Source organism: Dyadobacter ginsengisoli DSM 21015, assembly GCF_059568735.1.
Genome location: NZ_JCANTY010000001.1, coordinates 422,859 through 449,041, shown reverse-complemented (window position 1 = coordinate 449,041; position 26,183 = coordinate 422,859). Strand labels below are relative to the sequence as shown.

General features: G+C 53.3%; 16 protein-coding genes. 14 read left to right on the top strand and 2 right to left on the bottom strand.

Features of this window, described 5'->3' with window-relative positions; genetic code table 11:
* Positions 1 to 105: 105 nt before the first annotated feature.
* From BP71_RS01445 to BP71_RS01410, 8 genes are all read left to right on the top strand, one after another.
* Positions 106 to 1,311 carry an acyltransferase family protein gene (locus tag BP71_RS01445; protein ID WP_496375836.1) on the top strand — a complete coding sequence of 402 codons (1,206 nt, stop codon included), beginning with the start codon at positions 106 to 108 and terminating at the stop codon, positions 1,309 to 1,311.
* Complete coding sequence (locus BP71_RS01440) at positions 1,308 to 2,300, top strand: serine hydrolase domain-containing protein (RefSeq protein ID WP_496375834.1); 993 nt, start codon at positions 1,308 to 1,310, stop codon at positions 2,298 to 2,300. Before BP71_RS01445 ends, BP71_RS01440 begins: the two co-directional genes overlap by 4 nt.
* Before the next feature lie 101 nt (positions 2,301 to 2,401).
* On the top strand, positions 2,402 to 3,100 hold the full coding sequence (locus BP71_RS01435) for a FadR/GntR family transcriptional regulator (RefSeq protein ID WP_496375832.1): 699 nt from the start codon (positions 2,402 to 2,404) through the stop codon (positions 3,098 to 3,100).
* Between the two features lie 165 nt (positions 3,101 to 3,265).
* A complete protein-coding gene (locus tag BP71_RS01430; protein ID WP_496375830.1) occupies positions 3,266 to 6,610 on the top strand; it encodes a SusC/RagA family TonB-linked outer membrane protein in 3,345 nt (1,114 codons plus the stop codon).
* Between the two features lie 57 nt (positions 6,611 to 6,667).
* On the top strand, positions 6,668 to 8,140 hold the full coding sequence (locus BP71_RS01425) for a RagB/SusD family nutrient uptake outer membrane protein (protein ID WP_496375828.1): 1,473 nt from the start codon (positions 6,668 to 6,670) through the stop codon (positions 8,138 to 8,140).
* 38 nt (positions 8,141 to 8,178) lie between these two features.
* Complete coding sequence (locus BP71_RS01420; RefSeq protein WP_496375826.1) at positions 8,179 to 9,333, top strand: sialidase family protein; 1,155 nt, start codon at positions 8,179 to 8,181, stop codon at positions 9,331 to 9,333.
* A gap of 26 nt (positions 9,334 to 9,359) precedes the next feature.
* Complete coding sequence (locus tag BP71_RS01415; protein ID WP_496375824.1) at positions 9,360 to 10,277, top strand: dihydrodipicolinate synthase family protein; 918 nt, start codon at positions 9,360 to 9,362, stop codon at positions 10,275 to 10,277.
* A 39-nt stretch (positions 10,278 to 10,316) separates the two neighbouring features.
* A complete protein-coding gene (locus BP71_RS01410) occupies positions 10,317 to 12,836 on the top strand; it encodes a sodium:solute symporter family protein (protein ID WP_496375822.1) in 2,520 nt (839 codons plus the stop codon).
* An 18-nt stretch (positions 12,837 to 12,854) separates the two neighbouring features.
* Here the strand turns inward: BP71_RS01410 and BP71_RS01405 are convergent, their stop codons facing one another.
* Positions 12,855 to 14,171, bottom strand: a complete 1,317-nt coding sequence (locus tag BP71_RS01405) for a Gfo/Idh/MocA family protein (RefSeq protein WP_496375820.1) — start codon at positions 14,169 to 14,171, stop codon at positions 12,855 to 12,857.
* A 344-nt stretch (positions 14,172 to 14,515) separates the two neighbouring features.
* Here BP71_RS01405 and BP71_RS01400 point away from each other — a divergent pair, with 344 nt between their 5' ends.
* The 6 genes from BP71_RS01400 to BP71_RS01375 all read left to right on the top strand — a co-directional run bounded on the left by BP71_RS01400 (position 14,516) and on the right by BP71_RS01375 (position 24,891).
* Positions 14,516 to 15,064, top strand: coding sequence for an RNA polymerase sigma-70 factor (locus BP71_RS01400; protein ID WP_496375818.1), 549 nt, complete (start codon positions 14,516 to 14,518; stop codon positions 15,062 to 15,064).
* A 225-nt stretch (positions 15,065 to 15,289) separates the two neighbouring features.
* Positions 15,290 to 16,390, top strand: coding sequence for a FecR family protein (locus BP71_RS01395; RefSeq protein ID WP_496375816.1), 1,101 nt, complete (start codon positions 15,290 to 15,292; stop codon positions 16,388 to 16,390).
* A gap of 132 nt (positions 16,391 to 16,522) precedes the next feature.
* Positions 16,523 to 19,822 (top strand): TonB-dependent receptor, encoded by a 3,300-nt coding sequence (locus BP71_RS01390; RefSeq protein WP_496375814.1) that lies wholly within the window; start codon positions 16,523 to 16,525, stop codon positions 19,820 to 19,822.
* A gap of 21 nt (positions 19,823 to 19,843) precedes the next feature.
* The gene (locus tag BP71_RS01385; RefSeq protein WP_496375812.1) at positions 19,844 to 21,490 is read left to right on the top strand and encodes a RagB/SusD family nutrient uptake outer membrane protein; all 1,647 of its coding nucleotides are present in this window, start codon (positions 19,844 to 19,846) and stop codon (positions 21,488 to 21,490) included.
* 10 nt (positions 21,491 to 21,500) lie between these two features.
* On the top strand, positions 21,501 to 23,213 hold the full coding sequence (locus BP71_RS01380; RefSeq protein WP_496375810.1) for a glycoside hydrolase family 28 protein: 1,713 nt from the start codon (positions 21,501 to 21,503) through the stop codon (positions 23,211 to 23,213).
* Positions 23,200 to 24,891 (top strand): glycoside hydrolase family 43 protein, encoded by a 1,692-nt coding sequence (locus BP71_RS01375; protein ID WP_496375808.1) that lies wholly within the window; start codon positions 23,200 to 23,202, stop codon positions 24,889 to 24,891. The genes BP71_RS01380 and BP71_RS01375 overlap by 14 nt, the downstream gene beginning before the upstream one ends.
* Positions 24,892 to 25,416: 525 nt before the next feature.
* Here BP71_RS01375 and BP71_RS01370 read toward each other — a convergent pair.
* Complete coding sequence (locus BP71_RS01370; RefSeq protein WP_496375806.1) at positions 25,417 to 26,181, bottom strand: LytR/AlgR family response regulator transcription factor; 765 nt, start codon at positions 26,179 to 26,181, stop codon at positions 25,417 to 25,419.
* Between the last annotated feature and the right edge of the window lie 2 nt (positions 26,182 to 26,183).

Below are 26,183 nucleotides of genomic sequence, written 5' to 3'. Positions count from 1 at the left end.
CCCCCCGGTTCCACCGTTTGATGATGTTATCTGCCCGGTGGGTAATTAATTTTAGGTAACTTCGATTTACTTTTGTGTGAATGGACATTACCCCCAATTAATTGAATGGTTAAGACCTTTACCTCTTCAAACAAAGAGGCTGCCGATACTAACGGACGTATTTTTGGACTCGACGTAATGCGTGCCTGTTCCATCCTGTTTGTATTCCTGGCGCATTCGATGCCCCTCAACCCGTTGAATGACGTATTTCCCTATTTCGGCTGGATGGGCTTCGGCGTGGAAGCATTCTTTGTCCTCAGCGGCTTCCTGATCGGACGCATTATCCTGAGAAGCCTTTTCAAGCCTGCCATCAGTTTTCAATCGGTGAAAATTTTCTGGGTCAACCGCTGGCTGCGAACGCTTCCTGCTTACCTGGTTGCATTTGGCGCCTATTACCTGTTATCCCCCGCCACGCACAACAGGCTTTTCTACCTGTTTTTTGCGCAAAATATCATCACGCCCATGCCCGGCTTTTTCTCCCATTCGTGGAGCCTGGCCGTAGAGGAATGGTTTTACCTGCTTTTCCCGATTTGCCTGATCACGATTGCCACCGTAACAGGACGGTTTACCGACCGGTACCGCATCTACATCACGGGAGTAATATGCTTCATCGTCTTCGGCTTCATTTCCAAGAGCATCTACCACTGGGCGTACCATGAAAATGTTTTCGCCTGGCTACTGGACCGCGAGTTGATCTTCCCAAGCTGGCAAACATTCCTTTCCCCGACCGGAGATTGGGATTCGATGCGAAAAATGGTGCCGTTCCGGATCGACGCCATTGCCTACGGTTGCCTGGTGGCATATCTGATGGAACAATACCGGTTTTCGAAAAAAGTCCGCCTTGCATTGGTATTGGCGGGAATGGTGGGGCTGGTCGTCTGTTTCCAGATCATCAGTCATACCACCGCCGGGGGCAAAACCAATGTACTTTCCGACATTTTCCTCCTTCCGCTGCTGTGTATTTCCTTTGCATTGTTGCTGCCCGGTGCCGTAGCCTGCCCGCGTCCGGGAAGATTTGTCGCGAAAGTCATCACGAACATCAGCCTTACCTCCTATTCTTTCTACCTGATGCACCTGTTGATCCTGGATCTGGTGGTGGCCTGGTATGAAAATAGCGCCGGAGCGGCGACACTTTCCAAAGGGCTTGTGTTTACGGGCACCTATCTTTTGATATATTTGATCTCCTATTTAATGTATAAATTCGTAGAGCTGCCGTTTATGAATCTCCGCAAAAGGCTGTTCGCAAACCCGGCCCGCGTCACCAGTGTATGAAACACCTGTTTATCGCTTTTCTTGGTTTACTTATCATGTCGTGCGAGGGCGGGGCTCAACCCGGTCCTTGGGCAGGATCCCGGGTAAAAGGTGCCTACGACCAGTTCCTCAGATCCAATTCCGGAAAGTATGACCACAACCTGATGGCATATGTGGGTGGGAAGGACTCTATTTACGCATACCAGGAAGGCTCCTACAACACCGACACCCGGCTGGCGATCATGTCGGCCTCGAAAGCGGTGACCGCGGCAGTGATCATGAGCCTTGTGGAAGCAGGCAAATTCAAACTCGACGACCGGGTCAGCCAGTATATCCCGTCCTTCAATAATGATAAACAGACCATTACGATCCGGCAGTTACTCTCGCATACTTCGGGCATTGTTGTCGATTCGCCCTTCGATACCCGCAACAACCTGACACTGCAGCAGTCTGTCGACTCGATTGCGCTTCGTACGAACCTGCTTTTTATTCCCGGAAAGCAAGCAACCTACGGAAGCTGTGCGTACGCGGTCGCTTCGCGGATAGCGGAGGTCGTTGAAAAGAAAACCTGGGCGGAGATCTTTCAGGAACGCATCGGATCGAAATGCGGCATGGAACAGGTCATTTACAGCCCGGACCATCCATTGAACCCTGCAACCGGTTACGGGATCGTGTGCTCGATGAAAGAATACCTTCGCTTTCTCTCGATGCTGTACAACAAAGGCACCTACAATGGCGTGAAAGTACTAAATCCCGGCTCGATCGAAATCATGGAGGCTGACAACAGCAACAAGGTCGACCCCACGTACGGCCTGGGCCTCTGGCGGTATGAGATCAGCGGCGATGTGGCGAAGGAAGTGGCCTGCCTGAGCGCTGCCGGCGTTCACGCGTGGATCAACCGAGAGAAAAAATATTACGGGCTGATCTTCACACAGGCCGGATTCGAAAAAACCATTCAGGCTAATCTCGCATTCCGGGACCTGGTGCGGAGCACGATGCAGGCCCAATAGGGTTCGAGATTTGATACAAAATAATATGTACTACAAAAGGAATTATTAGTTTTGTATTCTCATCCAAAACAACCTCGGCAAACCGGGGCGTCAGAAACTTTATGAATGATTTAAAAAAGGACATCGAGCCACTCGCAACCGCGACCATGGCCGATATGGTCGAATCCAGGCTGCGCGAGTACCTGAAGAGAAAGTCCTTTGTACCCGGCGACGCATTGCCAAAAGAACAGGAGCTTGCCGACGCATTGGGAGTAAGCCGGAATGTCGTGCGTGAGGCACTGAGCAGGCTGCGGATGCTGGGAATGATCGACACCCGCAAAAAGCGCGGTATGATACTGGCCCAGCCCGACATTCTGGGTTCATTCGAACGCGTACTCGATCCGCTGATCCTTGGGAAAAACACATTACAGGATATTTTCGAACTCCGGCTGGTGTTGGAAATGGGCCTGGCCGACTTCATTTATCTCCGCAAAACGCCGGATGACATCCTGGCACTCGAGAAAATCGTGGAACAGGAAGTTAATAAACAGCAGAAACCTTTTCACATCGAGCATGAGATTGCCTTCCACGGCAAACTGTACCAAATGACGGGCAATGATACCTACATGCGTTTTCACAAAATGTTGCTGCCGGTGTTTGAATACGTACTCGATTATGAAATCAAAACCAATGGCAGGGCCGAAACCGGCAAGGTTACTCACAAAGACCTGGTTGACATTTTGAAAACAGGTGATGCCGAAGCTTTCCGGAGCGGCATGAAAGCGCATTTAAAACCCCACTTCGATAGGCTCAGAGCTTAAAAACGGGCTTGTGACGCCGCAACCCGGTATCTGGCCGGATTTATTTTTGTATTATTTTCTGAATTAATATTTGGATGTTCATATCTAAAGTTTTTACATTTGTTAATATGTAGTACATATCTACTATTATACATATCAACTTCCTGACTCTTAAAATTCAAGGCTATGAAAAAGGTTTACACGGCGCTGTTGCTGGGTTTATCATTTGCATTACTTCCCGCAGCACGACTAATGGCGCAAACTGCCATCTCCGGGAAGGTCACGTCGGCAGGGACCGGCGAAAACCTGCCCGGCGTAAGTATTGTGTTAAGCGGCAGTACCATCGGTACGACCACCGATGCCGATGGCCGCTATACGCTGCAGGCGCCGGCAAACGCCCGCCTGATCTTCTCTTACGTGGGATTCGAACCCCGGGAAATATCCGTCGACAACCGGACGATCATCGATGTCGCATTGACGGAAAGCGAAAAATCGCTGACCGAAGTGGTCGTGGTCGGTTACACGAGTCAGTCGAAAGTAAAAACCACGGCTTCGGTGTCCAAGCTGGGCACCGAAGAGCTGCGCAATACGGCAAATCCCAACCCGGTACAGGCCATGCAGGGTAAAATGGCAGGGGTATCGATCCCGATCAACTCCGGTCAACCCGGCGCAGGTGCCACCAACATCGTCATACGCGGGGGAACCAAGCTAAACGTTTATGGTACAGGGTTAGGCAACAGCGGCGGGAATTCCGTCGGCAGTTCGGAATCTACCGGCCCGCTGGTGATCGTAGACGGGGTTTTCAGATCCCTCAACGACATTAACCCTGACAATATCGAGTCATTTCAGGTGATGAAAGACGCGGCTGCAACCGCCATTTACGGGGCGCGGGGTGCAAACGGAGTGATCGTGGTCAAAACCAAAGGCGGGAAGTTCAATACAAAAGCCAACATTACCCTGAACCACCGGACTACCTGGGAAACCAACGCCCGCGATTATAAGTACCTCAATGCCAGAGACTACCTCGCATTGGCGCGAAAAACGGTACAAGGCACATTCGACCCCATCGATAAGAACAACCTGCTCAACAACGGAGGGTTCTCGGCCGGGACCCGCATTTACACCGCACCGGGCCAGTACGGCAACAATATCAACCTCACCGCATTGTACGACAACATCGTGGCGGTGGAAGGTCAGGGATATGTCGACAACCTGATCGCGAACGGCTGGCAGACCATGGACGACCCCATTAACCCCGGCAGGAAGCTGCTTTTTGCCGATAACCACTACCAGGATATGCTCTGGAATACCGGCGTAACGCAAAACCATAACCTGTCCATCGACGGCGGTAGCGAGCGGGCCAGTTACAATGTGTCGGCAGGCTACACGAATCAGGCCGGGACATTTGCCGGTACTAAATACAAACGGTACGATGTGCTGGGAAACTTCGGATTTAAAGCTTCGGACCGCCTCCGCATCGATGCCATGGTGAACTACCAGAATGTACTTCCCAATTACGTGGAAGCATTTCAGAACGAACTCACCCGCGGCACACGCCTGACCCCGCTCATACGCATATATAAGGACGACGGCAATCCGACGCCCGGCGAGAACTACGCTACCCGCAACCGCTTTCACACCCTTCAATACGACGATGTGCGGGCATCCACCGAACGGATCATTTCGCGGGTTGCCGGAGACCTCCAGATCGCGAAAGGACTCAGCTACAAACCGGCTTTTTCATACCTCATGCAGGATTACCGGTACATGCTCATGCGCAAGGCCACGCCGGCATCCGAGATCCAGCCGGCAACGCAACGTCAGAAAAACCAGGATACCAACAACTTCCGGCAACTGATGATCGACCAGATCCTGCAATACGACGTGAACCTGCGTGATCTGCATAGTTTTACGTTCCTGGCCGGTTTCAATTTTACCAAGTCCACCAACAGCATTATCAATATCGGTTCACAGCGGGCCACGAACGATTACATTTACACGATCAACGAGCCCACGACCTCGGTGATCAACGGCGTGGTGAACACCAATGTGACGGATTTCAAAACCACGCTCAGCGAAAGCCGCTCGGCCAGCTATTTCGGACAGCTGAACTACGATTATGACAGCAGGTATCTGGTCAGCGCAGCATTGCGGTACGACGGGTTCTCCAATTTTGCGCCTCAAAACAAATATGCATTATTCCCTTCCGCATCGGTTGGCTGGAATATCCACCGCGAGAAATTCTGGAATGTCGCACCCGTCAGCATGCTCAAACTGAGGGCAAGCTGGGGCCAGGCGGGTTCCAGCGACCTGAGCCTGACCGACACTTATGGCGGCTACTCCGGACAGACTTACGCTTTGGGTTCCGGCATTCTGCGGGCCAACCTCTCCAATCCGAACCTCAAATGGGAGCTCACCGAAACCACCGACCTGGCGCTCGACGCCGCGTTGTTCGGCGACAGGGTCACGGTATCGGTTGATTTTTACAACAAACTCACCAAAAACAGGCTGGAATCGAAGCCGCTGCCTTCCGAGGCTCCGTTTCCGTCCATTACTTACAACAATGGAACGCTGCAAAACAAAGGGGTGGAAATAGAACTCGGTGCGACAGTGGTCAAAGCCGGGACATTTACCTGGCGCTCCAACTTCTCATTTGCCCTCAACCGGACCATTATCAAGAAGTTGCCCAACAATGGAAGGGCTAAAAACCGGCAGGGCGGCGACCTGATCTACGACCGCGCTACCGGCAAAAACGTCGAAGCCGGCGGGCTGGCCGAAGGCGAACGGCCATTCGCATTGCATGCCTACAAAGTGCTGGGCGTGTTCTCCACCGAGGAAGAAGCCAAAGCCTGGAATGCTACCAAAAAGGACAACCTGGCCTCCCCTTCCGGCATTACCACCGGCAAACACGCAGGCGATTTTATTTTCGACGATATTAATAATGACGGCGTGATCGACACCAAAGACCAGGTATTCATCGGTTACCGCAACCCCGACAAGATCGGCGGCATGCAGAATACATTTACCTACAAATCACTTTCCCTGCGCGTAGCGGTCGATTATGCGCTCGGGCACATGATCAGCGACGGCGCATTGGCGCGCTCGCTGGGTACGGGAAGGGCATTCAACGAAGGCGCACCTGCCCAGGCCCTGGGGCCGGATATCTGGCAAAAATCGGGCGATACCGGCAAAAAATACGCCCGTTTCTCCTTCGCAGACGCCGATTTCGGTCAGCGCAACTACCTGCGCTCCGCTACATTGGGCAACAACAACGGCTATGGCTCCGATGTATCGGCGATGATCGAAAAAGGCAATTTCCTGGCCATGCGGGAGATTTCACTGGCCTATGATCTGCCCAAAAACCTGCTCAGAAAGATCCGTTCGACGGGAATGAATGTATTTGTGAGTGTATATAATCTCGGCTATATCACGCGCTACAAGGGCATTAACCCTGAAACTTACACGGGCTTCGATGCGGCAGGTTACCCAAGGCCGCGGCAGTTTTCCGTAGGAACCACATTGCGGTTTTAGGGGAAGGGCGGCCTTCGGCTTTTTGGTATCAAACTTGATCAATCATTGAAACTCAATATGAAAACAAGAATTAAATTCCTCACTATATCGGCTTTTCTGTGTACCGGGCTTTCCGCCTGTGACAGTCTGCTGGATGTGAAGCCGCAATCGAGCATTACCGAGGCGGTCTATTTTCAGAACGAAGGCGATTTTGAACCTTACCTGACCGGGATTTATACTTATATGCGGACTTTCGCCAACAATGTCACCTACGGTACCGAGCGCGGCGAAGAGCTGATCGCCGGCTCCAATTCGCGTTTTGGCGTTGCCTGGTCGCAGATCATTACGCCTACTTCCGGGGCGATCAATTACAATGACTGGTATAAGGCGATCGGTCATTGCAATCTGTTGCTTGCGAAGATCGAAGGCTTCCCATTCGCGGCCAGTCCGGACACCCGAAAACGCATTCTGGCCGAAACATACAGCCTGCGCGCCTATTTTTACTTTCATCTCACCCGCATTATCGGCGACGCGCCCCTGATGCTGCAAGCGGTGACGGACGAAAATGTGCCCTTGCTGCCGCGCTCGCCCGCTGCCGAGGTGATGAAACAGGTGCAGGCGGACCTCGACCAGGCGATTGGTTTGTATAAATCGGCCGGTAACTTTTCGGCGGCTTCCTACCCGTCCAAATACCGCTTTGCTTACGGTTCCACGCAGGCCCTGAAAGCGGAAGCGAGCCTGTGGAGCGCCAAAGTGCTGGGCGGCGGCGATACGGCTTTCAATGCGGCACTGGCCGCCATTGCGGAAGTAGAGGCCTCCGGGGTTTCGCTGAATGCGGATTTCAAGAATGTGACCGGCCTGCGCGCGCCTAACAACCCGGAAGTTATTTTGTCGGCCTATTTCAGCAGGGACGAAACCGGCGGGAATTACGGGGTGAATGCATTGCCATTCCTGACGATCGTGCAGGGCGCGGCGAACCTCGACAGCCTGCCTTACACACAAACTTCCACCACTGGCCAGGGCGCTTACCAGATCAGTCAGACTTCCCGTGCATTGTTTTCCAAAACTCCGGCTGACAAGCGCATACCGTACACCTGGGTTACCGAACGGCAGGCATCAGGCCCAAAAATATCGTGGATCACCAAGTATCCCGGCACCAAATATTCCGACGACCGCATTTCCGACAACGAGATCATCCTCTTCCGCTTCGCCGACATTTATTTAATGAAAGCCGAAGCCCACGCCGCACTCGGCAACATCTCCGACGCGATCGCCTACCTTGACAAAATCCGCGCACGGGCAGGCACAGGCGCTTATCCGGGCGCGAAAACGAAGGCGGCCGTCGAGCGCGAAATACTGGATGAGCGCGGCAGAGAACTGTTTTTCGAGAACAAGCGCTGGTACGACCTTGTGCGGTTTCACAAAGGTGGCACAATCGACGTGTACCAGTTTGTACCCAACCTGATTGGCAAAAAAACGCCGCTTTTCTGGCCATTGAACACGACGGTACTAGCCAACAACAACCAGCTGGCACAGACGGAAGGTTACTGATCCAGGTTTTTCAAGAAGTTCTATTTTAATAATTCAATATGCTAAAAAAGACACTACTGATTCTGATCGTCCTGGGCGCCACTAAGGCGTTTGCGCAAATTCCGGAACCCCGCCCATTGTTCACCGCGGGCGAAAACGGCTACAAAAGTTACCGCATTCCTTCGCTGATCAAAGCCAAAAATGGTGCCCTGATCGCATTCTGCGAAGGCCGGAAAGACGGCGCAGGCGACGCGGGGGATATAGATCTGCTAATGAAGCGCTCGACGGATAACGGTAAGACCTGGGGTAATCAGGTCGTGGTATGGGACGATGGCACGAATACCTGCGGGAACCCGTGCCCGGTACTCGACGAGGAAACCGGCGAAATTCTCTTGCTGCTCACCCAAAACCGTGGCGATGTGCCCGAAAAGGACATTATTACCAAAAAATCCGAGTCAACCCGGACGGTATGGCTGTCCCGCAGCTCCGACAACGGTGCTACCTGGGCCAAACCGGTTGACATAACCCAAACCACCAAGAAACCCGAATGGGGCTGGTATGCGACCGGCCCGGGCATTGGCATACAAATCAAAAACGGCCCGCGCAAAGGCCGGCTCGTGATCCCCTGCGATTTCAGCTACGACGACCCGAACGGCAAAGTCCGCAACGGCCCGTACGAATACGGCGCGCACGCCATTTACAGCGACGACCACGGCAAAACCTGGCAACTAGGCGGCACGATCACACCAAAAATGAATGAATGCCAGGTAGTGGAAGTCGCGGATGGCAACGGAACGCTGCTGATGAATATGCGCTCCTACTTCGGGCGCGGGCGGCGGGCGCAGTCGCTCAGCTACGATGGCGGCGTGAGCTGGACGGCACCGGAAGACATTTCGGAGCTGGTGGAACCTGTTTGCCAGGCGTCGATCATCCGGTACCGGCGCCCGAACACCAAAACAGCCGGTACCATGCTTTTCCTCAATCCCGCGAGCACTGGCAAGCGCCATAACCTTACATTACGGGCCAGTTTCGACGAGGGTAAAACGTGGCCGGTTATCAAAACCATTTTCCCGGGCCCTTCCGCCTATTCGTGTATGGCGGCATTACCCGACGGCAACATCCTGTGCCTTTACGAGGCAGGGAAAACCGGCGCCTATGAGCAGATCGTGCTGCAAACCATCACCCCGCAATGGCTGTTCGGGGACCGCAAATAGCTGAATTTCAAGTTTATCAATCCAATATGAATACCATCCAACACACCGACGGCCTCATTGCCGCACTTTTCACTCCCCTACATCCCGACGGCTCCGTGCATTACGAGCTGCTGCCCGCTCTGGTCGAACACCTGACCAGCACCGGCATTTCAGGCATTTTCATTTGCGGCAGCAACGGCGAAGGCCCGAACCTGACGCTCGAAGAACGAATGCAGGTTTCCGAAGCAGTAATCCGAGCCGGCAAAGGACGTCTGCGCATGATCGTACATGTGGGGCACGCGAGCATCGCGGAGGCGCGTAAGCTGGCGCGTCACGCGCAGGAGGCGGGTGCAGATGCCATTTCCTCGGTGGCAGCATTTTATTTCAAACCTACATCCGTGCAAAACCTCGCCGACTGCATGACCGAGATCGCGGCCGGTGCACCGGGGTTGCCATTCTATTATTACCATATTCCGTCACTCACCGGATTTTCGATGGATGTGCTTGATTTTATGCGCATTGCAGAAAAGCAGATCCCGAATTTCGCGGGCGTGAAATACACCGCGGCCACACTTTGGGAATACCAGGAATGCCTGCATTATGAGGGAGGCAAATATGATGTTTTGTACGGTTTTGACGAAAATCATTTGCCGGCGTTGTCAATGGGCGCCAAGGGGGCGATCGGCAGTACTTTCAACTTCGCGGCTCCTTTTTACCTGAAAGTAAGGGAATATTTCGAAGCGGGCGAGATCGAAAAAGCGCGGGAACAAATGCTGTTCTGCGTGGAAATGGTGCGCATCGTGGTGCAGTACCCTCCTATTCCCGCCCAAAAAGCCGTCATGAAAATGCTCGGTTTCGACATGGGCCCCTGCCGCCTCCCACTCGTGGCCTTACCCGACGGCCAGTACCAGGAATTACACCGCCAGCTGAGAAAGATTGGCTTTTTTGAAAAATTGAATGAATGAATTAGTAATGAGTGAATGAGTAAATAACTCGACGACCTGATGACCCGCTTCCTTTTCTTCCTGACCATTTTCCTACAAACGATGATTTCTAATGCCCAGCCGCCGGGGCCTTCGCCCTTGCAATGGAAAAGCCTGCCGCCGCTGCCCGATGCCGTCGGATTTGCCGGTGCTTATGCCGGTGTGAGCAACAATGCGCTGGTCGTGGCCGGCGGCGCCAACTTCCCAGGCAATACCGGTCCATGGGGAACTGCGCCCAAAACCTGGTACGACGACGTTTTTGTGCTGGAAAACCCCTCAGGAAACTGGAAGAAAGCGGGTAAACTGCCCCGCGCGATGGGCTACGGTATTTCGCTCACGACGCCTGACGGCATTTTCTGCCTAGGCGGCGCCGACGGTACCCGCCATTTCAGTGAGGTATTCTATTTAAATTGGGCCGATAACCGCATTACCACGACGCCCCTCCCCAGCCTGCCCGTTCCGCTTGCTTATGCCTCGGGCGCATTGCTGGGGGACAAAGTCTATGTAGCCGGCGGCACCAGCGCCCCTTCCGATACCAATGCGTTGAACCGCTTCTGGGCATTTGATTTACATAAAAAACAATGGAACGAATTGCCGCCGATCCCGGGAAACGGCCGGATGCTGGGCGTTGCCGGTGTGCAGGACGGGCATTTTTTCCTATTCAGCGGCGTGGAATTACACCATAATGCTGAAACCGGTGCTGTCCAACGGACTTACTTGAAGGAATGCATGGCCTATAACCCGGTTTCCAACACCTGGAAACGCATTGCCGACCTGCCTCACGCCGTTGCGGCCGCGCCTTCGCCTGCGTATGCGGCCGGGCAGTCGCACCTGCTCGTGGTCGGCGGGGACGATGGGGCGAATGCGCACCGCGTGATGGAATTAAGGGAGAAGCATCCCGGCTTCCGCAACGAAATCATGGCTTACCACAGCATTACCGATAGCTGGGCAGCACTTGGAACGTTTTCAAATGGCAAGGCAGCGGTTACCACTCCGCTCGTGACCTGGAACGGGCAGCTCGTGATCCCGTCGGGCGAGGAGCAGCCGGGCATCCGCACGCCACGCGTGGTAGCGGGCAGTCCGGTGGTGAGCACGGGCACTTTCAATGGGATCGACTGGGGTGTGGTATCGGTTTATTTTTTGCTGGTACTGGGCATCAGCATTTACGTTTCCCGCAAAATGAGCGCCAGCACCGACGATTTTTTCCTCGGCGGCCAGAACATCCCCTGGTGGGCGGCCGGGCTGAGCATTTTCGGAAGCAAGCTCAGCGCCCTCACCTTCATCGCCATTCCCGCAAAAACTTTCGCCACCGACTGGACCTACATTTTTGCCAATGCAATGATCGTCGTTGTGGCCCCGATCGTGATCTGGTTTTTTCTGCCCTACTTCCGCAAGCTAAAAATCACGAGCGTCTACGAATACCTCGCATTCCGGTTCAATCAAACCGTCAAATTAGTGGGCAGCCTCACGTTTGTTGTTTTTCAGGTAGGCAGATTGGGGATTGTGATTTACCTCCCTGCATTGGTACTAAGCACGGTGACGGGCATGAACCTGATGCTCTGCATTATCCTTACCAGCCTCATTACCACGGCCTACACCATTTCCGGGGGGATCGAAGCGGTCGTGTGGACGGAGGTAATGCAGGTAGGCGTGTTGCTGGGCGGGGCATTTATCAGCTTGTTTTTCATTGCAAATGCCTCCGGCGGCTTTGATTCACTGTTTACGCAGGCAGGCGACGCTGGTAAATTCCATATGGTCAACAGCGGATGGGCCATCACCGAGCCGGTGCTATGGGTGGTCTTGGCAGGGAATTTCTTAACCCAAATAGTGACCTACACGTCCGATCAGGTGGTGGTGCAACGCTACCTTACCACTCCCACGGAAGCTGAGGCACGCCGTTCGATCTGGACGAATGCATTCCTGGTAATTCCCGCGACATTGATCTTCTTCCTCGTCGGGACTGCATTGTGGGTATATTTCAAACAATCGCCCCACCTGCTGAATCCCATGGCGCGTACCGACGATATTTTTCCCTGGTTTATCTCCACGCAGCTGCCCGCAGGTCTGCGCGGACTGGTGATCGCAGGCCTTTTCGCCGCCACCATGTCGACCATCAGTTCTTCGATGAATTCGATTGCCACGGTCGTTACCACCGATTTTTTCCAGCATTTTGTCCCAAAATCCACCGATCTCCAACGGTTCCGCTTCGCCCGCTACACGACGCTCGCATTAGGGGCGGCGGGCATCGGCATTGCTATTGGGCTGGTTTTTATGGAAAATAACAGCATCTGGGACCAGTATCTGAAACTGATCGGGATATTCGGCGGATGCCTGGCCGGGATGTTCGTGGCGGGGATATTTGTTCCGGCCATTAACAGCACCGGAATCCTCGCCGGCTTTTTCATCAGCGCCGTGCTGCTCTATTTTGTGCAGGCAAATGGCTGGGTGCATTTCTTCCTGTATCCCGGCGTGGGGATATTCGGATGCGTAATATTCGGATGGCTGATCAGCAAAGCGTTACCAGCAACCCGACCGTCCTGATCCTGGTTTGCAGGCAAGCTAAGCTCCCGGCATCTTATAGCCGTTATGGTACTCGTTGCCGATCAATTTATTGGCCGCCGCATTGTTGTCGAACTCGCCCTTCTGCGCATTCCATAGCAGCGTACTTCCCGTTCGGTAAGCGATATTGCCCATTTGCGAAAGGATCGCCACCTCCGCGCCTGCTTGTATGGGTGCATGGAGGTCGCCCATGCGCCGCGAGCGGATCACTTCCACGAAGTTCTTCGCGTGCTCGTCGAGGCCATTGTCTGAGGAAGCCTGCAACGGGACGGCCTGCATGCGTTTTTCGTAGGGTACCACCTCCCAGCCCTGCCTGTCGACGATCAATGTGCCGTTCTCGCCCAGGAAGGCAATGCCGTGCTGGCGGTTGTAAATGCCCGCACCATAGCCGATCACATGTTCCCATTGAATGTTGAAATCGTCGTATTCGAAGAGTGTCGTTAACGTGTCGGGCGTTTCGGCGCCGGGGTTGCGCAGCATGGCACCGCTGGCACTTACCCGTTTTGGCGGAGTGCCGGACGCTTTCATGCCCAGCAATGCGTAGTCGAGCAAATGCACGCCCCAGTCGGTCATAATGCCGCCTGCGTAATCCCAAAACCACCGGAATGAGCCGTGGAAGCGGTTTTTATTGAATGCCCTTTTCGTTGCAGGGCCGAGCCACATGTTGTAGTCTACTCCTGCCGGTGCCTCGCTATCCGGTAATTTCTCGATAGGATTACCATAATTGAAGTATCCCCAAACCTTCACCAGCCCGATCTTGCCTAGCTTACCGGAATGCACAAAATCGACCGCGTCGCGGAAATGTTTCTGGCTGCGCTGCCATTGTCCCACCTGTACCACACGCTTGTACCGCTCCTGCGCCGCCACCATCGCCCGGCATTCGGCTATGGAATTTCCGATCGGCTTTTCCACATACACATCCTTGCCCGCCTCACATGCCTCGGCCATCATCAGGCAATGCCAATGGTCAGGCGTGCCGATCACAACGGCATCTATATCTTTGTTTTCCAGCAGTTTCCGATAATCCCCGAACGTCTTTACCTGGATTCCTTTCGACGCAAATTCGGCAGCCCGTTTATCGAGCACATTACGATCGACATCGCAGAGCGCCACACATTCCACACCCGGGTTTTTGATCACCGCATTAATATCCGCCCAGCCCATGCTGTTGACGCCGATCGCCGCGACTCGGATCTTCTCGGCCGCCGAACGAACGGTCCGGCCCGCGTAGGTAAAGTCGTTGATAATGGGTGAAATGCCGGCACCACCGGCCAGGGCTGTTGCAGTATGGATGAATTTTCTTCTGGAAATAGTCATGACAGATCTGAGTGTTGAATAGTCTGAACCAAAGGCTGTTTTAAAACAGTTTTACCGCTGTTTTTACACAAAGTATTCTTGCAATATTTCAAATGTCAATCTGACAAATCTAGCCGGATTATTTTGCATTGCCGGGAAAAAGTATGGCTTTCCTTATAAAAATCCCGAATGATAACGTTCCCGGCAACGTCTGCGTAAAAAAATCGGGCGATTGCATTGGTCACGATCAAAAATGGATTCAAATTAAGTCCCGGCACAGATCCGGGCATCTGGCACACATCGGAAAAATACAATTTCACAAATACGAATCTGACATCGTTTTTACCCGCATTAAGCAGCCGCAAATGAACGTTAAATCTCTACCCGACCAACACCTCCTCGAAGCACTGCGCGACGACGACGGCCTGGCGTTCCGGGAGATTTACCAACGCTACTGGAAAAAAATGTACCTGCTTGCGCTCCGCAAGATCGACGACCGCGAGGCTGTCGAAAGCATCGTTCAGGACGTGTTCCTCCGCCTGTGGGAGCGCCGCGGCCTGTTGCAGATCGACAATCTGGAAGCTTACCTCGTCACGTCGGTGAAATATACCTGCATTAACCATTTCAAATCGGCGATGGTACACGAAAAATACCTCGCCCACGCATTCACAGGCTACTCCGACGCGATTTGCACGACCGAAGAGCAGCTCAATGCCAGCGAGCTCATGACGAGTATCGAAACCCGCCTGAGTCATTTCCCCGAGAAAGCGCAGACCATTTTCCGCCTCCACCGCCTCGAAAACCGCTCTACCAAAGAGATCGCCAGCCAGATCCAGATGCCCCAACGAACCGTCGAGCATCATTTAAGCCTGGTCGTAAAGGCGCTCCGGGTTTATTTGAAGGAATATCTTTGAAAGGGAGAAATGGGAGGAAGGAGAAAAGGAAGGAAAATGGCGCGAAGCTCTTGCTTCGTGACTAGCTACAAATCAAGAGATTTGCACCAGCATATCCGCACCATCGGTCACTTCCCCCTTCCTCCCTTTCCTCCCCTTCCTCCCTCCTATAACAAAACAAAGATACTTTTAAACAAACCACCCATCCCATATAACTTATCCAATAAATTCTAAAAAGTTTTGCGGATGACGGCGCTGCTGTTTGACTACTCACTAAAAAGCAAGCAGCCATCGCAGGCAATGAACCGGGAACAATTCGCAGCATTATTGGAGAAGTATCAGCATGGGCAATGTACCGAGCAGGAAAAACAACTGGTAGAGCATTGGTTTGCGCTGCTGGAAAACGAAAATGCGGATGACATTTCCGAAAGCGGACTCGACGACGCCGAAGAGCGGATGTGGGCCGGTATGCAACAAAAAGCCTCCCTCCCCGACTTCCATGAACGCGACGGTAACAGCCCCTTTCGATCCATCTACCTGAGGTGGGCCGGCATGGCCGCCTCCCTGCTGCTGATCGGCTGGTTTTTCGCCGGAAAAGTGCTCGACCGCAATGTACCGCTCACAGCCTACACATGGGAAGAAAAACGGAACGACGGTAACAATGTGCTGCCGGTAATGCTGGAAGACAGCAGCGTGGTCGAGCTCCGGCCAGGAAGTTCGCTACGCTATCCAAGCCATTTCGAGAGCGGTAAAAGAGAGGTGGTTTTGAAAGGAAACGGGTTTTTCAGCATTCGCAAAAATCCTAAAAAGCCATTCTATGTGCATTCGGGCGGTGTTACTACGAGAGTTTTGGGCACGAGCTTTCATGTGAGTACGGCGCCCGGTGGGCAGAAAACAAGCGTGGAAGTGGTTACCGGCCTGGTTTCTGTTTACAGTGAGAAGACGGGCGAAGATGCCGTCGATATGCTCCTGAGCCCCAATCATACAGCTACCTTCGACCGGAATTCGGGCAAGTTTTCGGCCGGACTGTCGGAGCGGCCCCGGCTGCTGAATGCGGATATCTCATTCCAGTTCCATAATACGCCGCTCTCGCAGGTCGCGCAGCATATGCGCGACGCGTGGGGTGTGGCTTTGGAGGCAGAAAACAGCCAGATCCTGAACTGCCCGCTGACCGCTGACCTGAGCGGACAACCTCTTTATACACAACTGGATATCATTTGCGCGGCATTAGGCGCAAAATACAAAGTACGCGGCTCGACGATCCGCATCTCCGGCCCCGGTTGCAAAACACGCGGGGACCACGCTTTTCAAACACGTAAACCCAACCATTCCATCATGCATACATAGCCGCAAACGAAAACGCTGGCCATGCAGCGAACATGGGCCAGCGCCAAAAAATCCTGTGGAGGCCGACAGCGAATCGCGCCATCCCGGGAGCTTCATTTTATCAAATGTCCATTCAATAAAACATTTAAAGGTATGAAAAAAACAGAACCTTTACTTTTCAAGGCCTGGCGGCGCATAACCGCGCCCGGGGGTTTACTGCTGCGGGTGATGGTGGTGCTCGTACTGGCTTGCCAGACCGTACTCGCCGCCGACCAGCAGGAAGTCATGTCGCGGCTTGTCACTTTAAAATTCCAGAACCAGCGCTTCGAGAAGGTCATCAGCAGCATTGAAAAACAGACCAAAGCCCGCATTGTGTACAGCTCCGAGCGTGTCAACGTAGCCAGGAATGTGAGTGTAGAAGTAAGTAAAAAACGGCTGGATACGGTTCTGGACGAGATCCTTTCTCCGCTAAACCTCACTTATCGCCTGGTAGGCGGGCAAATCGTGCTTGAAAACATCGCCCGCGAAGAATCGGCAATCCCTGCAAAACCGCAGGCCATCGACCGGACCGTAACCGGCGTGCTCACCGACGAAAAAAATGCAGTGCTCCCGGGCGTAAGCGTGATCCTGAAAGGCACCAACCGCGGTACCAGCACCGACGGCCAGGGCAAATTCAGCCTGCTCGTGCCCGACGATGCCGACGCCGTGCTGACGTTCTCGTTTGTAGGTTACCAGAGCCAGGATGTGGTGCTCGGGGCGCAAACGGCATTCAATATCTCTTTGAAACCTGATGTCGGCGCATTGGACGAGGTGGTCGTGATCGGGTACGGGGCCGTACGCAAGCGCGACCTTACCGGCTCGGTGGTGCAACTTAAAAGCGAGCAACTGAAACAGGTGCCTTCCAATAACGTGCTCGACGCCGTGCAGGGCAAGATCGCGGGCGCGGACATTACACGCAGCAGCGGTCAGGCAGGAGCGGGCGTGAACATTACCATCCGCGGTAACCGTTCGATTGGTGGTAACAACTCCCCGCTCATTATCGTCGACGGTGTACAATACGGCGACCTCGCCGATATCAATTCCAACGACATCGAATCGATGGAAGTTTTGAAAGACGCTTCGTCGATCGCGATATACGGCTCCCGCGGTGCCAATGGTGTTATTTTGATTACCACTAAAAAGGGAAAAAGCGGCCGTCCTGATATTTCTTTCAACTCCTACGCGGGTATTTCGCAAGTGACGATGTACCCCAGAGCAATGGATATCAACGAGTTCCGAGATTTCAAACGGGAAGCCTGGCGTGCAGCCGGCGTGTGGAATACGCCTGCCGACGATCCGTCGATCTTTACCAACGTGGCCGAGTACGATGCCTTGCAAAAAGGCATTTGGACTGATTACCAGAAAGAACTCATTCATCCCGGTTTCCAGCAAAATTACCAGCTCGGCTTTCGTGGCGGTTCTGAAAAGTTGAAATCCTACGTTTCAGTGGATTATTTTAATGAAAAAGGCATCCTAAAACTGGATGAAATGAAACGCTACACGGCCCGTCTGAACGTGGATTACACGCTTACCGACTGGATGAAGATCGGTTTGCAAAGCCAGCTGACGTATTACAACCAAAGCGTCCGCCGCGATCCTTTGAACCAGGCCAACAAGATCAGCCCGCTCGGCTCCTTGTACGATGAGAATGGAAATTTCAACTTCCTGATGCTCGACGGGCAGACTGCTAACCCGCTATCCGACGAGCAGCCCGGCGTTTTCAATAACAATATCCTCACAACGCGGACGCTCACAAACGGTTACGTCGAAATCACCCCGATCAAAGGGTTGACATTCCGCAGTACGCTGGGTGCGAACCTTTCCAATTCGCGCAACGGGGCCTATTCTTCCCCGAAATCCATCGACCGCTCGCTGACCGGCAAATCGCTCGCTACTTACAATGTCTCCAATGGCCGGACGATCAACTGGGAGAATGTGGTCACCTATCAAAAGGCTTTTGAACAGCACAGTTTCACATTCACAGGTATCGGGAGCTCACTGGCAACGGTTTCGGACAATGCTTCGGCATCCGGCGTGAACCAGCTGATTCCCGCACAGTTGTTTTACTCACTGGGCAGCGCTACGGAGGAAATCAAAATCAATTCGGCTTATTCCAAAAACAACCTGGTATCATTCGCTGCCCGTGTGAACTATGGCTTTAAAGAGCGCTATTTGCTGACTTTGACTGCCCGCAAGGACGGTTCTTCCAAACTTGCACCAGGTAACAAATGGACGTTTTTCCCGTCGGCTGCATTCGCCTGGCGGATCATTGACGAGGGTTTCATGAAGAATATCAAAAAGCTCAGCGACCTGAAACTGCGTGTGAGCTACGGTATTGCCGGTAACGACCCTTCCGGCCCTTACGCAACGCAGACCACACTGACGCGCATTGCATTTGGTTTCGACGAAGTGGCTTATCCGGCCTACACCTTCTCGCGTAATGTGGGTAATGCGGCATTGGGCTGGGAGCTTTCGGCTACGCAAAACCTCGGCCTCGATTTCGGACTGTTCGACGGGCGCCTTAATGGCTCGATCGACTACTACGACACCCGCACCTCCGACCTGCTCCTCGACCGCGGACTGCCTCCTACGACGGGCGTCACCACTGTGAAGCAGAACATCGGTAAAACCCGCAACCGCGGCTTCGAGGTAGTGCTGGGAAGTACCAACATCCGCACCCAAAACCTGACCTGGAATTCTAGCCTCACATTCACCCGAAACAAGGAGGAGATCACCGAACTCGTCACCGAGGGTAACGACATCGGTAACGGCTGGTTTATCGGCAACCCGATCAGCGTGTTCTACGATTACGAGAAACTGGGTATCTGGCAAACTTCGGAAGCAGAGGCGGCCAAAGCCATGTCGCCTACGCAGTTACCAGGGGAAATCAAGGTAAAAGACCAGAATGGCGACGGCAAGATCGACGCCGTGAACGACCGGGTGATCCTCGGCACGCCACGCCCGAAATGGAGCGGCGGGTTGGATAATACCATTAAATACAAAGGGTTCGACCTGAATTTTATGATCTACGCAAGGGTCGGTTCAATGATTAACTCCGATCGCTATGCACGTTTCGATCAGCAGGGTGTGGGCAACAGCACCGCCGGCCTCGATTACTGGACCCCGGAGAACCCGACCAACGATTATCCGCGGCCTAACAAGAATGCGGGGCTTAAATACCTCTCGACATTGGGTTACCGCGACGCCTCGTACGCACGTATCCGTAACGTGACGCTCGCGTACAACCTTCCGGTCGACAAGTTCAACTGGAAGATCATCCGCGGCCTGCGCGTGTATGCGACTGCCAAAAACCTGGCCACATTCACCAGGCTCGATTATGACCCCGAGCGCGGCGGATCGGAGAACTTCCCGATGACCAAACTCTTCATTTTTGGTCTGAATGTGAACCTGTAACCCTTTAAACCAGTCAAAACAATGAGATCACAACTATTGAAAACAGGGTTTATAGCGGTTTCCCTTCTGGGGCTGTTTTCCTGTGAGAATGTTCTGGAAGAATATAACCCCTCGGGCCTTACCTCCGAGAATGTTTACACCACGCCCGAAGGTTTTGAAACGCTCGTCAATGCCGCCTACTCCTACCAGCGCTGGTGGTATGGCAAGGAAGAAGGCTACAACATCGCCGAAACGGGCACCGACATCTGGACCAGCGGCGCAGGCGAGGTATACCGCGATTTGACCCAATATCTCAACCTGCAAGGCAGTAATGTGGCCCTTAGCAACGAATGGCGGGAATTTTATGCGGCCATTAACCTCTGCAACGGCGGTATCAACCGTATCGAACAGGCCGGCCTTTCGGCCGCATTGCGTCCCGTACGCGAGGGCGAGCTGCGCTTTTTGCGGGCATTTTATTACTGGCATATTGTCGAAACCTGGGGCGGGGTGCATTTTACCACCACCGAAACCAACGGCATTGTGACTACTGCCAACAAGACGCCGGTGGAGACATTCTATAACCAGATCTTCGAAGACCTGAAAATTGCCGTTAACAACCTGCCGGCGACCCAGCCGCAATACGGCCGCGTTACCAAAGGGGCCGCGCAGGCGTTCCTGGCCAGAATGTACCTCACACGGGGTATGAACAAGGAGGCACTGGAAATGGCCAAATCTGTTATTGACGGCAATTATGGGTACAAACTAGAAGCCAGCTATGCGGATCTCTGGAAAATGAGTAACCTGAAATCCAAAGAGGTGATCTACACCGTGGATTACTCGACCAACCTGGCCCTGAACGACCTCGCCAACTCGACATTCAACCCGTACGGGCATGGCCGCGGGAGCAACAATGCGCATTTGCTTTTCCTGATGAAATACGACGACCGCCCGGGCATGATCCGCGACATTAACAATGGCCGGCCGTTCAACCGGTACATGCCCACACGCTTCCTGCTCGACCTTTTCTCCGCCGACGACTCGCGTTACGAGGGCAGTTTCATGGAAACATGGTATGCCAATTCAAATACATTGCCGACCGGCATCGCCAAGGGGGACACAGCTGTTTATTGCACAAAACTGGCAATCCCGGATGCCGTGGAGGCTTCGAAAAAGTATCAGACTTACGACCGCAGCGACATTTACCTAGCCGACGGAATCGTGAAGGACAACCTGCGCTACCCTACCCTTGCCAAGTTCATGGACCCCACCCGCGCGAGCCTGAACGAGGCGCAGAGCGCACGTGACGTGTTTGTGATCCGGCTGGCGGAAGTGTACCTGATCGCGGCGGAAGCGGCGATGCAGCTCGGCGACCTTGCCGGAGCGGCCGCATATGTGAATGTGGTACGCACGAGGGCCGCCAAGCCGGGTAAAACCGCCGCAATGCAGGTAAAATCGTCGGATATTACTTTGGATTTTATCCTCGACGAACGCGCCCGCGAGCTTGCGGGTGAGCAACTCCGGTGGTTCGACCTGAAACGCACCGGCAAGCTGGTGGAGCGGATCCAGAAGTATGCGCCCGACAATGCGGTCAATATCCAGGAGCACCACACCGTTCGCCCCATTCCGCAAACGCAGCTGGACGCCGTGGTGAATAAAAATGAGTTCAAACAGAATGCCGGTTACCAATAATCCATTTTAAATGTCTTCCTGCCTTGAAAAGCAGGGAGACGCTTTTGTTATGACTTACAAAACACGAATTGCAGCATTTGCCCTCGCAGCGCTCGGCTATTGCACCACGGCCACACAGATAGCATCCGCCCAGAACGCCGCCCCTGAATACAGCTGGTCGAACCTGCCGAAGATCCAGCAGCCGGTTTTTCGCAAGGATACTGTGCGCATTACGGCATTCGGCGCCATGCCCGACGGCCACACCCTCAACACCAAAGCCATTAACCAGGCCATTGAAAGTTGCAGCAAAAAAGGTGGGGGCGTGGTGCTGGTACCGGCCGGGCTTTGGATAACAGGGCCTGTCGTGCTCAAAAGCAATGTAAACCTGCACCTGAACGAAGCCGCGACGCTGCTTTTCACGACCGACAAGTCGCAATACGCCCTTACCGAGGGCTTTTATGAAGGAAAGGCCGCCGCGCGGAACGAGTCCCCTATTTCCGGAAAAGACCTTGAAAATGTGGCTATTACCGGCCGGGGAATTGTGGACGGCAATGGCGATGTGTGGCGCGCGGTGCATAAAACCCAGCTTGCCGAGCCGCAATGGAAGGAAAAAGTCGCATCGGGCGGGGTGCTCAAAGACGATGGCAAAACCTGGTATCCGAGCGAGCAGTTCAAAAAAGCTAGCGTCGAAAGTAAAAGCATGCTGCTGACGGCAGGTAAAAAGCCCGCGGATTTTGCCGATATCAAGGATTTCCTCCGGCCAAATCTGGTGGTTTTAAACAACTGCAAGAAAGTGTTGCTGGAAGGCGTGACGTTCCAGAATTCGGCTGCCTGGTGCCTGCATCCCCTCATGGTCCAGGACCTGACGATCCGGAATGTACGCGTCAAAAACCCGGATTATGCGCATAACGGCGACGGTATGGACATCGAATCCTGCAAAAACTTCCTTATCGAAGGCTGCGTGCTCGATGTGGGCGACGATGCGATCTGTATCAAATCCGGGAAGGATGAAGAAGGCCGCAAACGCGGCATACCAACCGAAAACGGCGTTATCCGCAATAATATCGTGTATCAGGGCCATGGCGGGTTTGTGGTAGGAAGCGAAATGAGCGGGGGCGCCCGGAATATTTTCGTGGAGCAATGCACATTTATGGGAACCGATAAAGGTCTTCGTTTCAAATCGGTGCGCGGGCGCGGCGGTGTAGTGGAGAAAATTTATGTGAGAAACATCAGTATGAAGGACATTCGCCAGGAAGCAATCTTCTTCGATCTCTATTACTTTGTGAAGTTCGCTACCGACGGTGAGCGCGATATGCGGCCGGTGGTGAATGAAGGCACGCCTGTTTTCAAGGATATGCATTTTGAAAACATCGTGTGCAATGGCGCTACCAAAGGCGTTTTCGTACGCGGCTTGCCCGAAATGCCGGTCCGGAATATCGTTATGGAGAATATGGTGCTTTCGGCCGAGACCGGCGTGGAGCTCACCGATGCAGATAAGATTAGTTTCAAGAATGTAAAACTGATCACAAAGCATTCCAAACCGGTCATTTTCATCGATAATGCCACCAATATCACATTTGACAACCTGCAATACAACGACCACAGCGAAACGCTCATTTCGGTCAACGGCGAACGCAGCCAGAACATCAGCATCGCGCGTACCGACGCTTCTAAAGCACAAAAAGTGAAGGAATTTTCAAAGGGAGCACAGGAGAAGAGCCTGGTTATTCATGAAGGGAAATAATTACTATTGGGTCGCCGGCGTACTGCTGGCGACCACCACGTTTGCACAGAAAAGCACTGTATTGAAGCCATCCCGGCCAACTCCGGTTTCGCAGACGTCCATTCCGGCAACGCCCGTTTCGGAAACCTGGGTCGCCGATTTGCAGGATGGTCGTTATAAAAATCCCGTCCTCCATGCCGATTACTCCGACCCGGACGCTTGTCGCGTGGGCGAGGATTACTACATGACCGCATCCAGTTTCGATGCCGTTCCGGGCCTGCCCATTTTGCATTCCAAAGACCTCGTCAACTGGACGTTGATCGGCCATGCATTGCCCCGGCAGGTACCCATCGCGCATTTCGAAAAAACGCAGCATGGCAACGGTGTATGGGCCCCGGCGATCCGCTTTCACAAAGGCGAGTTCTATATTTATTATCCGGATCCCGACTTTGGTATTTATGTGATTAAAGCCAAAAATGCCGCCGGGCCGTGGTCGGAACCGGTGCTCGTGGAGGGCGGGAAAGGGCTCATCGACCCCTGCCCGCTCTGGGACGACGACGGGCGTGTGTACCTCGTGCACGGGTGGGCAGGTAGCCGGGCGGGTATTAAAAGTGTGATTACCGTCAAGAAAATGAATGCGGAAGGCACGCAGGTGACAGACGCCGGTGTGCTGGTGTACGACGGCCACAAGATAGACCCGACGGTAGAAGGGCCTAAATTTTACAAACGGAACGGCTACTACTACATTTTCGCCCCGGCTGGTGGCGTCGCCACAGGATGGCAGATTGTGCTGAGGTCTAAAAATGTGTATGGGCCTTATGAGCGAAAAGTGGTGATGGCGGAGGGAAAATCGGGGATTAATGGCCCGCACCAAGGCGCGTGGGTGACGACCAGCCCCGTGAATGGCAAGTCGGAAGACTGGTTCCTGCATTTCCAGGACAAAAACGAGTACGGTCGCGTCGTGCATTTGCAGCCAATGAAATGGGTGAATGACTGGCCGGTCATCGGTACCGACCCGGATGGCGACGGCGTCGGCGATCCCGTGATCACTTATCGCAAGCCACGGACCGCTCGCCGTTATCCGGTGAATACACCATCCGAAACCGACGAGTTCGACGGCATCACATTCGGAAATCAATGGCAATGGCAAGCTAATCCGCAAGGAACATGGGCCATGGCCGCTTCGGGAAGTCTGCGGCTTTATGCACACCACACTCCCGAAGGTGCCAGGAACCTTTGGGATGTCCCTAACCTGCTGCTCCAAAAATTCCCGGCGGAGGAGTTCATGATGACTACCAAACTGAAGTTCACGCCGAATTCAAACCTCACAGGCGAAAAAACCGGCCTGGTTGTGATGGGTCAAAGCTATGCCGGAATTTTCCTCAGGAGCGCCAAGAACAAAATCGAGCTGGTCTACGCTTCGTGTACCAAAGCGTTTGAAGGCAATGCTGAGCGTGAGGAGGTATTGACAGAGATCAAACCAGGCAGCGATGTATTCCTCCGGGTCCAGATCAGCAAGGGAGGCCGCTGCGCATTTGCTTACAGCCTGAACGGAACGGAATATCACTCGACCGGAGCGCATTTCCAGGCGGAACCAGGGCGATGGATCGGTGCAAAAGCGGGCTTATTCTGCATCCGTGATACGCAAACCAATGACGCAGGTTATGCGGACTACGATTGGTTCAGGGTAACACGTTAGTCGGGCTTACCCTGCCTCACATGCCCGGTTGCGCGTTCGTTCAGCAGCGGGCGGCCAGGTATTTTTTAACTTCAATGACTATCCGGATTCAGCATGACCATCCGCTTTCGACCCGTATAGCTGTACCGGACAGAAACTTTATCTCCGGATTGAGGAACCGATTTAAGATCCTCCCGGGGTACATTGATTTCTGTGACAAAATTGCGCCCGCGCATCGGCTTTACGTGGACCTGAAGTTTATAGAAAGTGTTTCCGTGAAGGTATGAACCGGGCTGTTCTTCCGACAGTAATACAATAGCGTCGGCTATGTGGCTATTCTTAAGATAACGATTCAGAGTGTACCACCGGGGCCTCCGCAATCTCACCAGCAGCAGCACTGCGATAAGTAACAAAAGTGCCAGCAACAGAATGACGAGAGTTTGTCCGGTTTGTAATGCCAATATCTCCATAGCTAATAAAAGTCCGTAGCTCCAAAGAAAACCAGCAATGTACCAACTTACGACAATAGTGATTTAACGGACACTTTCACTTATCTAGTGGCTGATTTCCGAGGGGTAATTGTAAGAGGACTTCCTCCTTTTTCCTGCGGGATATTTCTACCTTGCTGCCGTCCAGCAATTCCACCAGATCGTGGTCAGCCATGAGCTTGGCAATGAACTTGGGATTGACCAAATGAGACTTGTGGGTACGTATAAAACCGAACTCCGTCAGCATTTCCTCGTAATACTTCAGGGTCTTGCTTGCCAGCACGGGCTTTCGGTTTTTGATAAAGATATTGCTGTAATTTCCCTCTCCCTGCAGGCGGATAATCTGGTCGAGGGTGAAAAAAGAAACGCCATCCTGATAGGGAACGGCCAGCCGGAATTCACTCGCGCGCTTGTGGGCGACATTTCTGACCAGGTTGTCAAAAAGCATCGGATTTTGATGGACATTCTGCTTTTTCAGAAAGCGATCCACCGCCGCACGAAGTTCATCGGGGTCTACCGGTTTTAGGAGGTAGTCCAGCGCGCTGAATCGGATCGCCTGTACCGCATACTGATTATAGGCTGTTGTAAAAATCACCTCGAAGGCAGGTTCCTTCAATGCGCGCAAAAAATCAAATCCGTTTTTTCCAGGCATCTCCACATCCAGGAAAACGATATCGGGCCGGAAGGTTTTTAATCTTTCGAGCGCGTCGTCCACCGATTCGGCCTGCCGCACCTCCTTGATCTCATCAATATAAGTGTCAATGTAATAGGCCAGGACATTCCTGGATTTGGGTTCATCGTCTACAATTAGCGCTTTGATCATTG

Bases quoted from the DNA above. Each gene is read 5' to 3' on its own strand.
- BP71_RS01445 (WP_496375836.1), top strand. From the start codon at position 106: ATGGTTAAGACCTTTACCTCTTCAAACAAAGAGGCTGCCGATACTAAC.
- BP71_RS01440 (WP_496375834.1), top strand. From the start codon at position 1,308: ATGAAACACCTGTTTATCGCTTTTCTTGGTTTACTTATCATGTCGTGC.
- BP71_RS01435 (WP_496375832.1), top strand. From the start codon at position 2,402: ATGAATGATTTAAAAAAGGACATCGAGCCACTCGCAACCGCGACCATG.
- BP71_RS01430 (WP_496375830.1), top strand. From the start codon at position 3,266: ATGAAAAAGGTTTACACGGCGCTGTTGCTGGGTTTATCATTTGCATTA.
- BP71_RS01425 (WP_496375828.1), top strand. From the start codon at position 6,668: ATGAAAACAAGAATTAAATTCCTCACTATATCGGCTTTTCTGTGTACC.
- BP71_RS01420 (WP_496375826.1), top strand. From the start codon at position 8,179: ATGCTAAAAAAGACACTACTGATTCTGATCGTCCTGGGCGCCACTAAG.
- BP71_RS01415 (WP_496375824.1), top strand. From the start codon at position 9,360: ATGAATACCATCCAACACACCGACGGCCTCATTGCCGCACTTTTCACT.
- BP71_RS01410 (WP_496375822.1), top strand. From the start codon at position 10,317: ATGACCCGCTTCCTTTTCTTCCTGACCATTTTCCTACAAACGATGATT.
- BP71_RS01405 (WP_496375820.1), bottom strand. From the start codon at position 14,171: ATGACTATTTCCAGAAGAAAATTCATCCATACTGCAACAGCCCTGGCC.
- BP71_RS01400 (WP_496375818.1), top strand. From the start codon at position 14,516: ATGAACGTTAAATCTCTACCCGACCAACACCTCCTCGAAGCACTGCGC.
- BP71_RS01395 (WP_496375816.1), top strand. From the start codon at position 15,290: ATGACGGCGCTGCTGTTTGACTACTCACTAAAAAGCAAGCAGCCATCG.
- BP71_RS01390 (WP_496375814.1), top strand. From the start codon at position 16,523: ATGAAAAAAACAGAACCTTTACTTTTCAAGGCCTGGCGGCGCATAACC.
- BP71_RS01385 (WP_496375812.1), top strand. From the start codon at position 19,844: ATGAGATCACAACTATTGAAAACAGGGTTTATAGCGGTTTCCCTTCTG.
- BP71_RS01380 (WP_496375810.1), top strand. From the start codon at position 21,501: ATGTCTTCCTGCCTTGAAAAGCAGGGAGACGCTTTTGTTATGACTTAC.
- BP71_RS01375 (WP_496375808.1), top strand. From the start codon at position 23,200: ATGAAGGGAAATAATTACTATTGGGTCGCCGGCGTACTGCTGGCGACC.
- BP71_RS01370 (WP_496375806.1), bottom strand. From the start codon at position 26,181: ATGATCAAAGCGCTAATTGTAGACGATGAACCCAAATCCAGGAATGTC.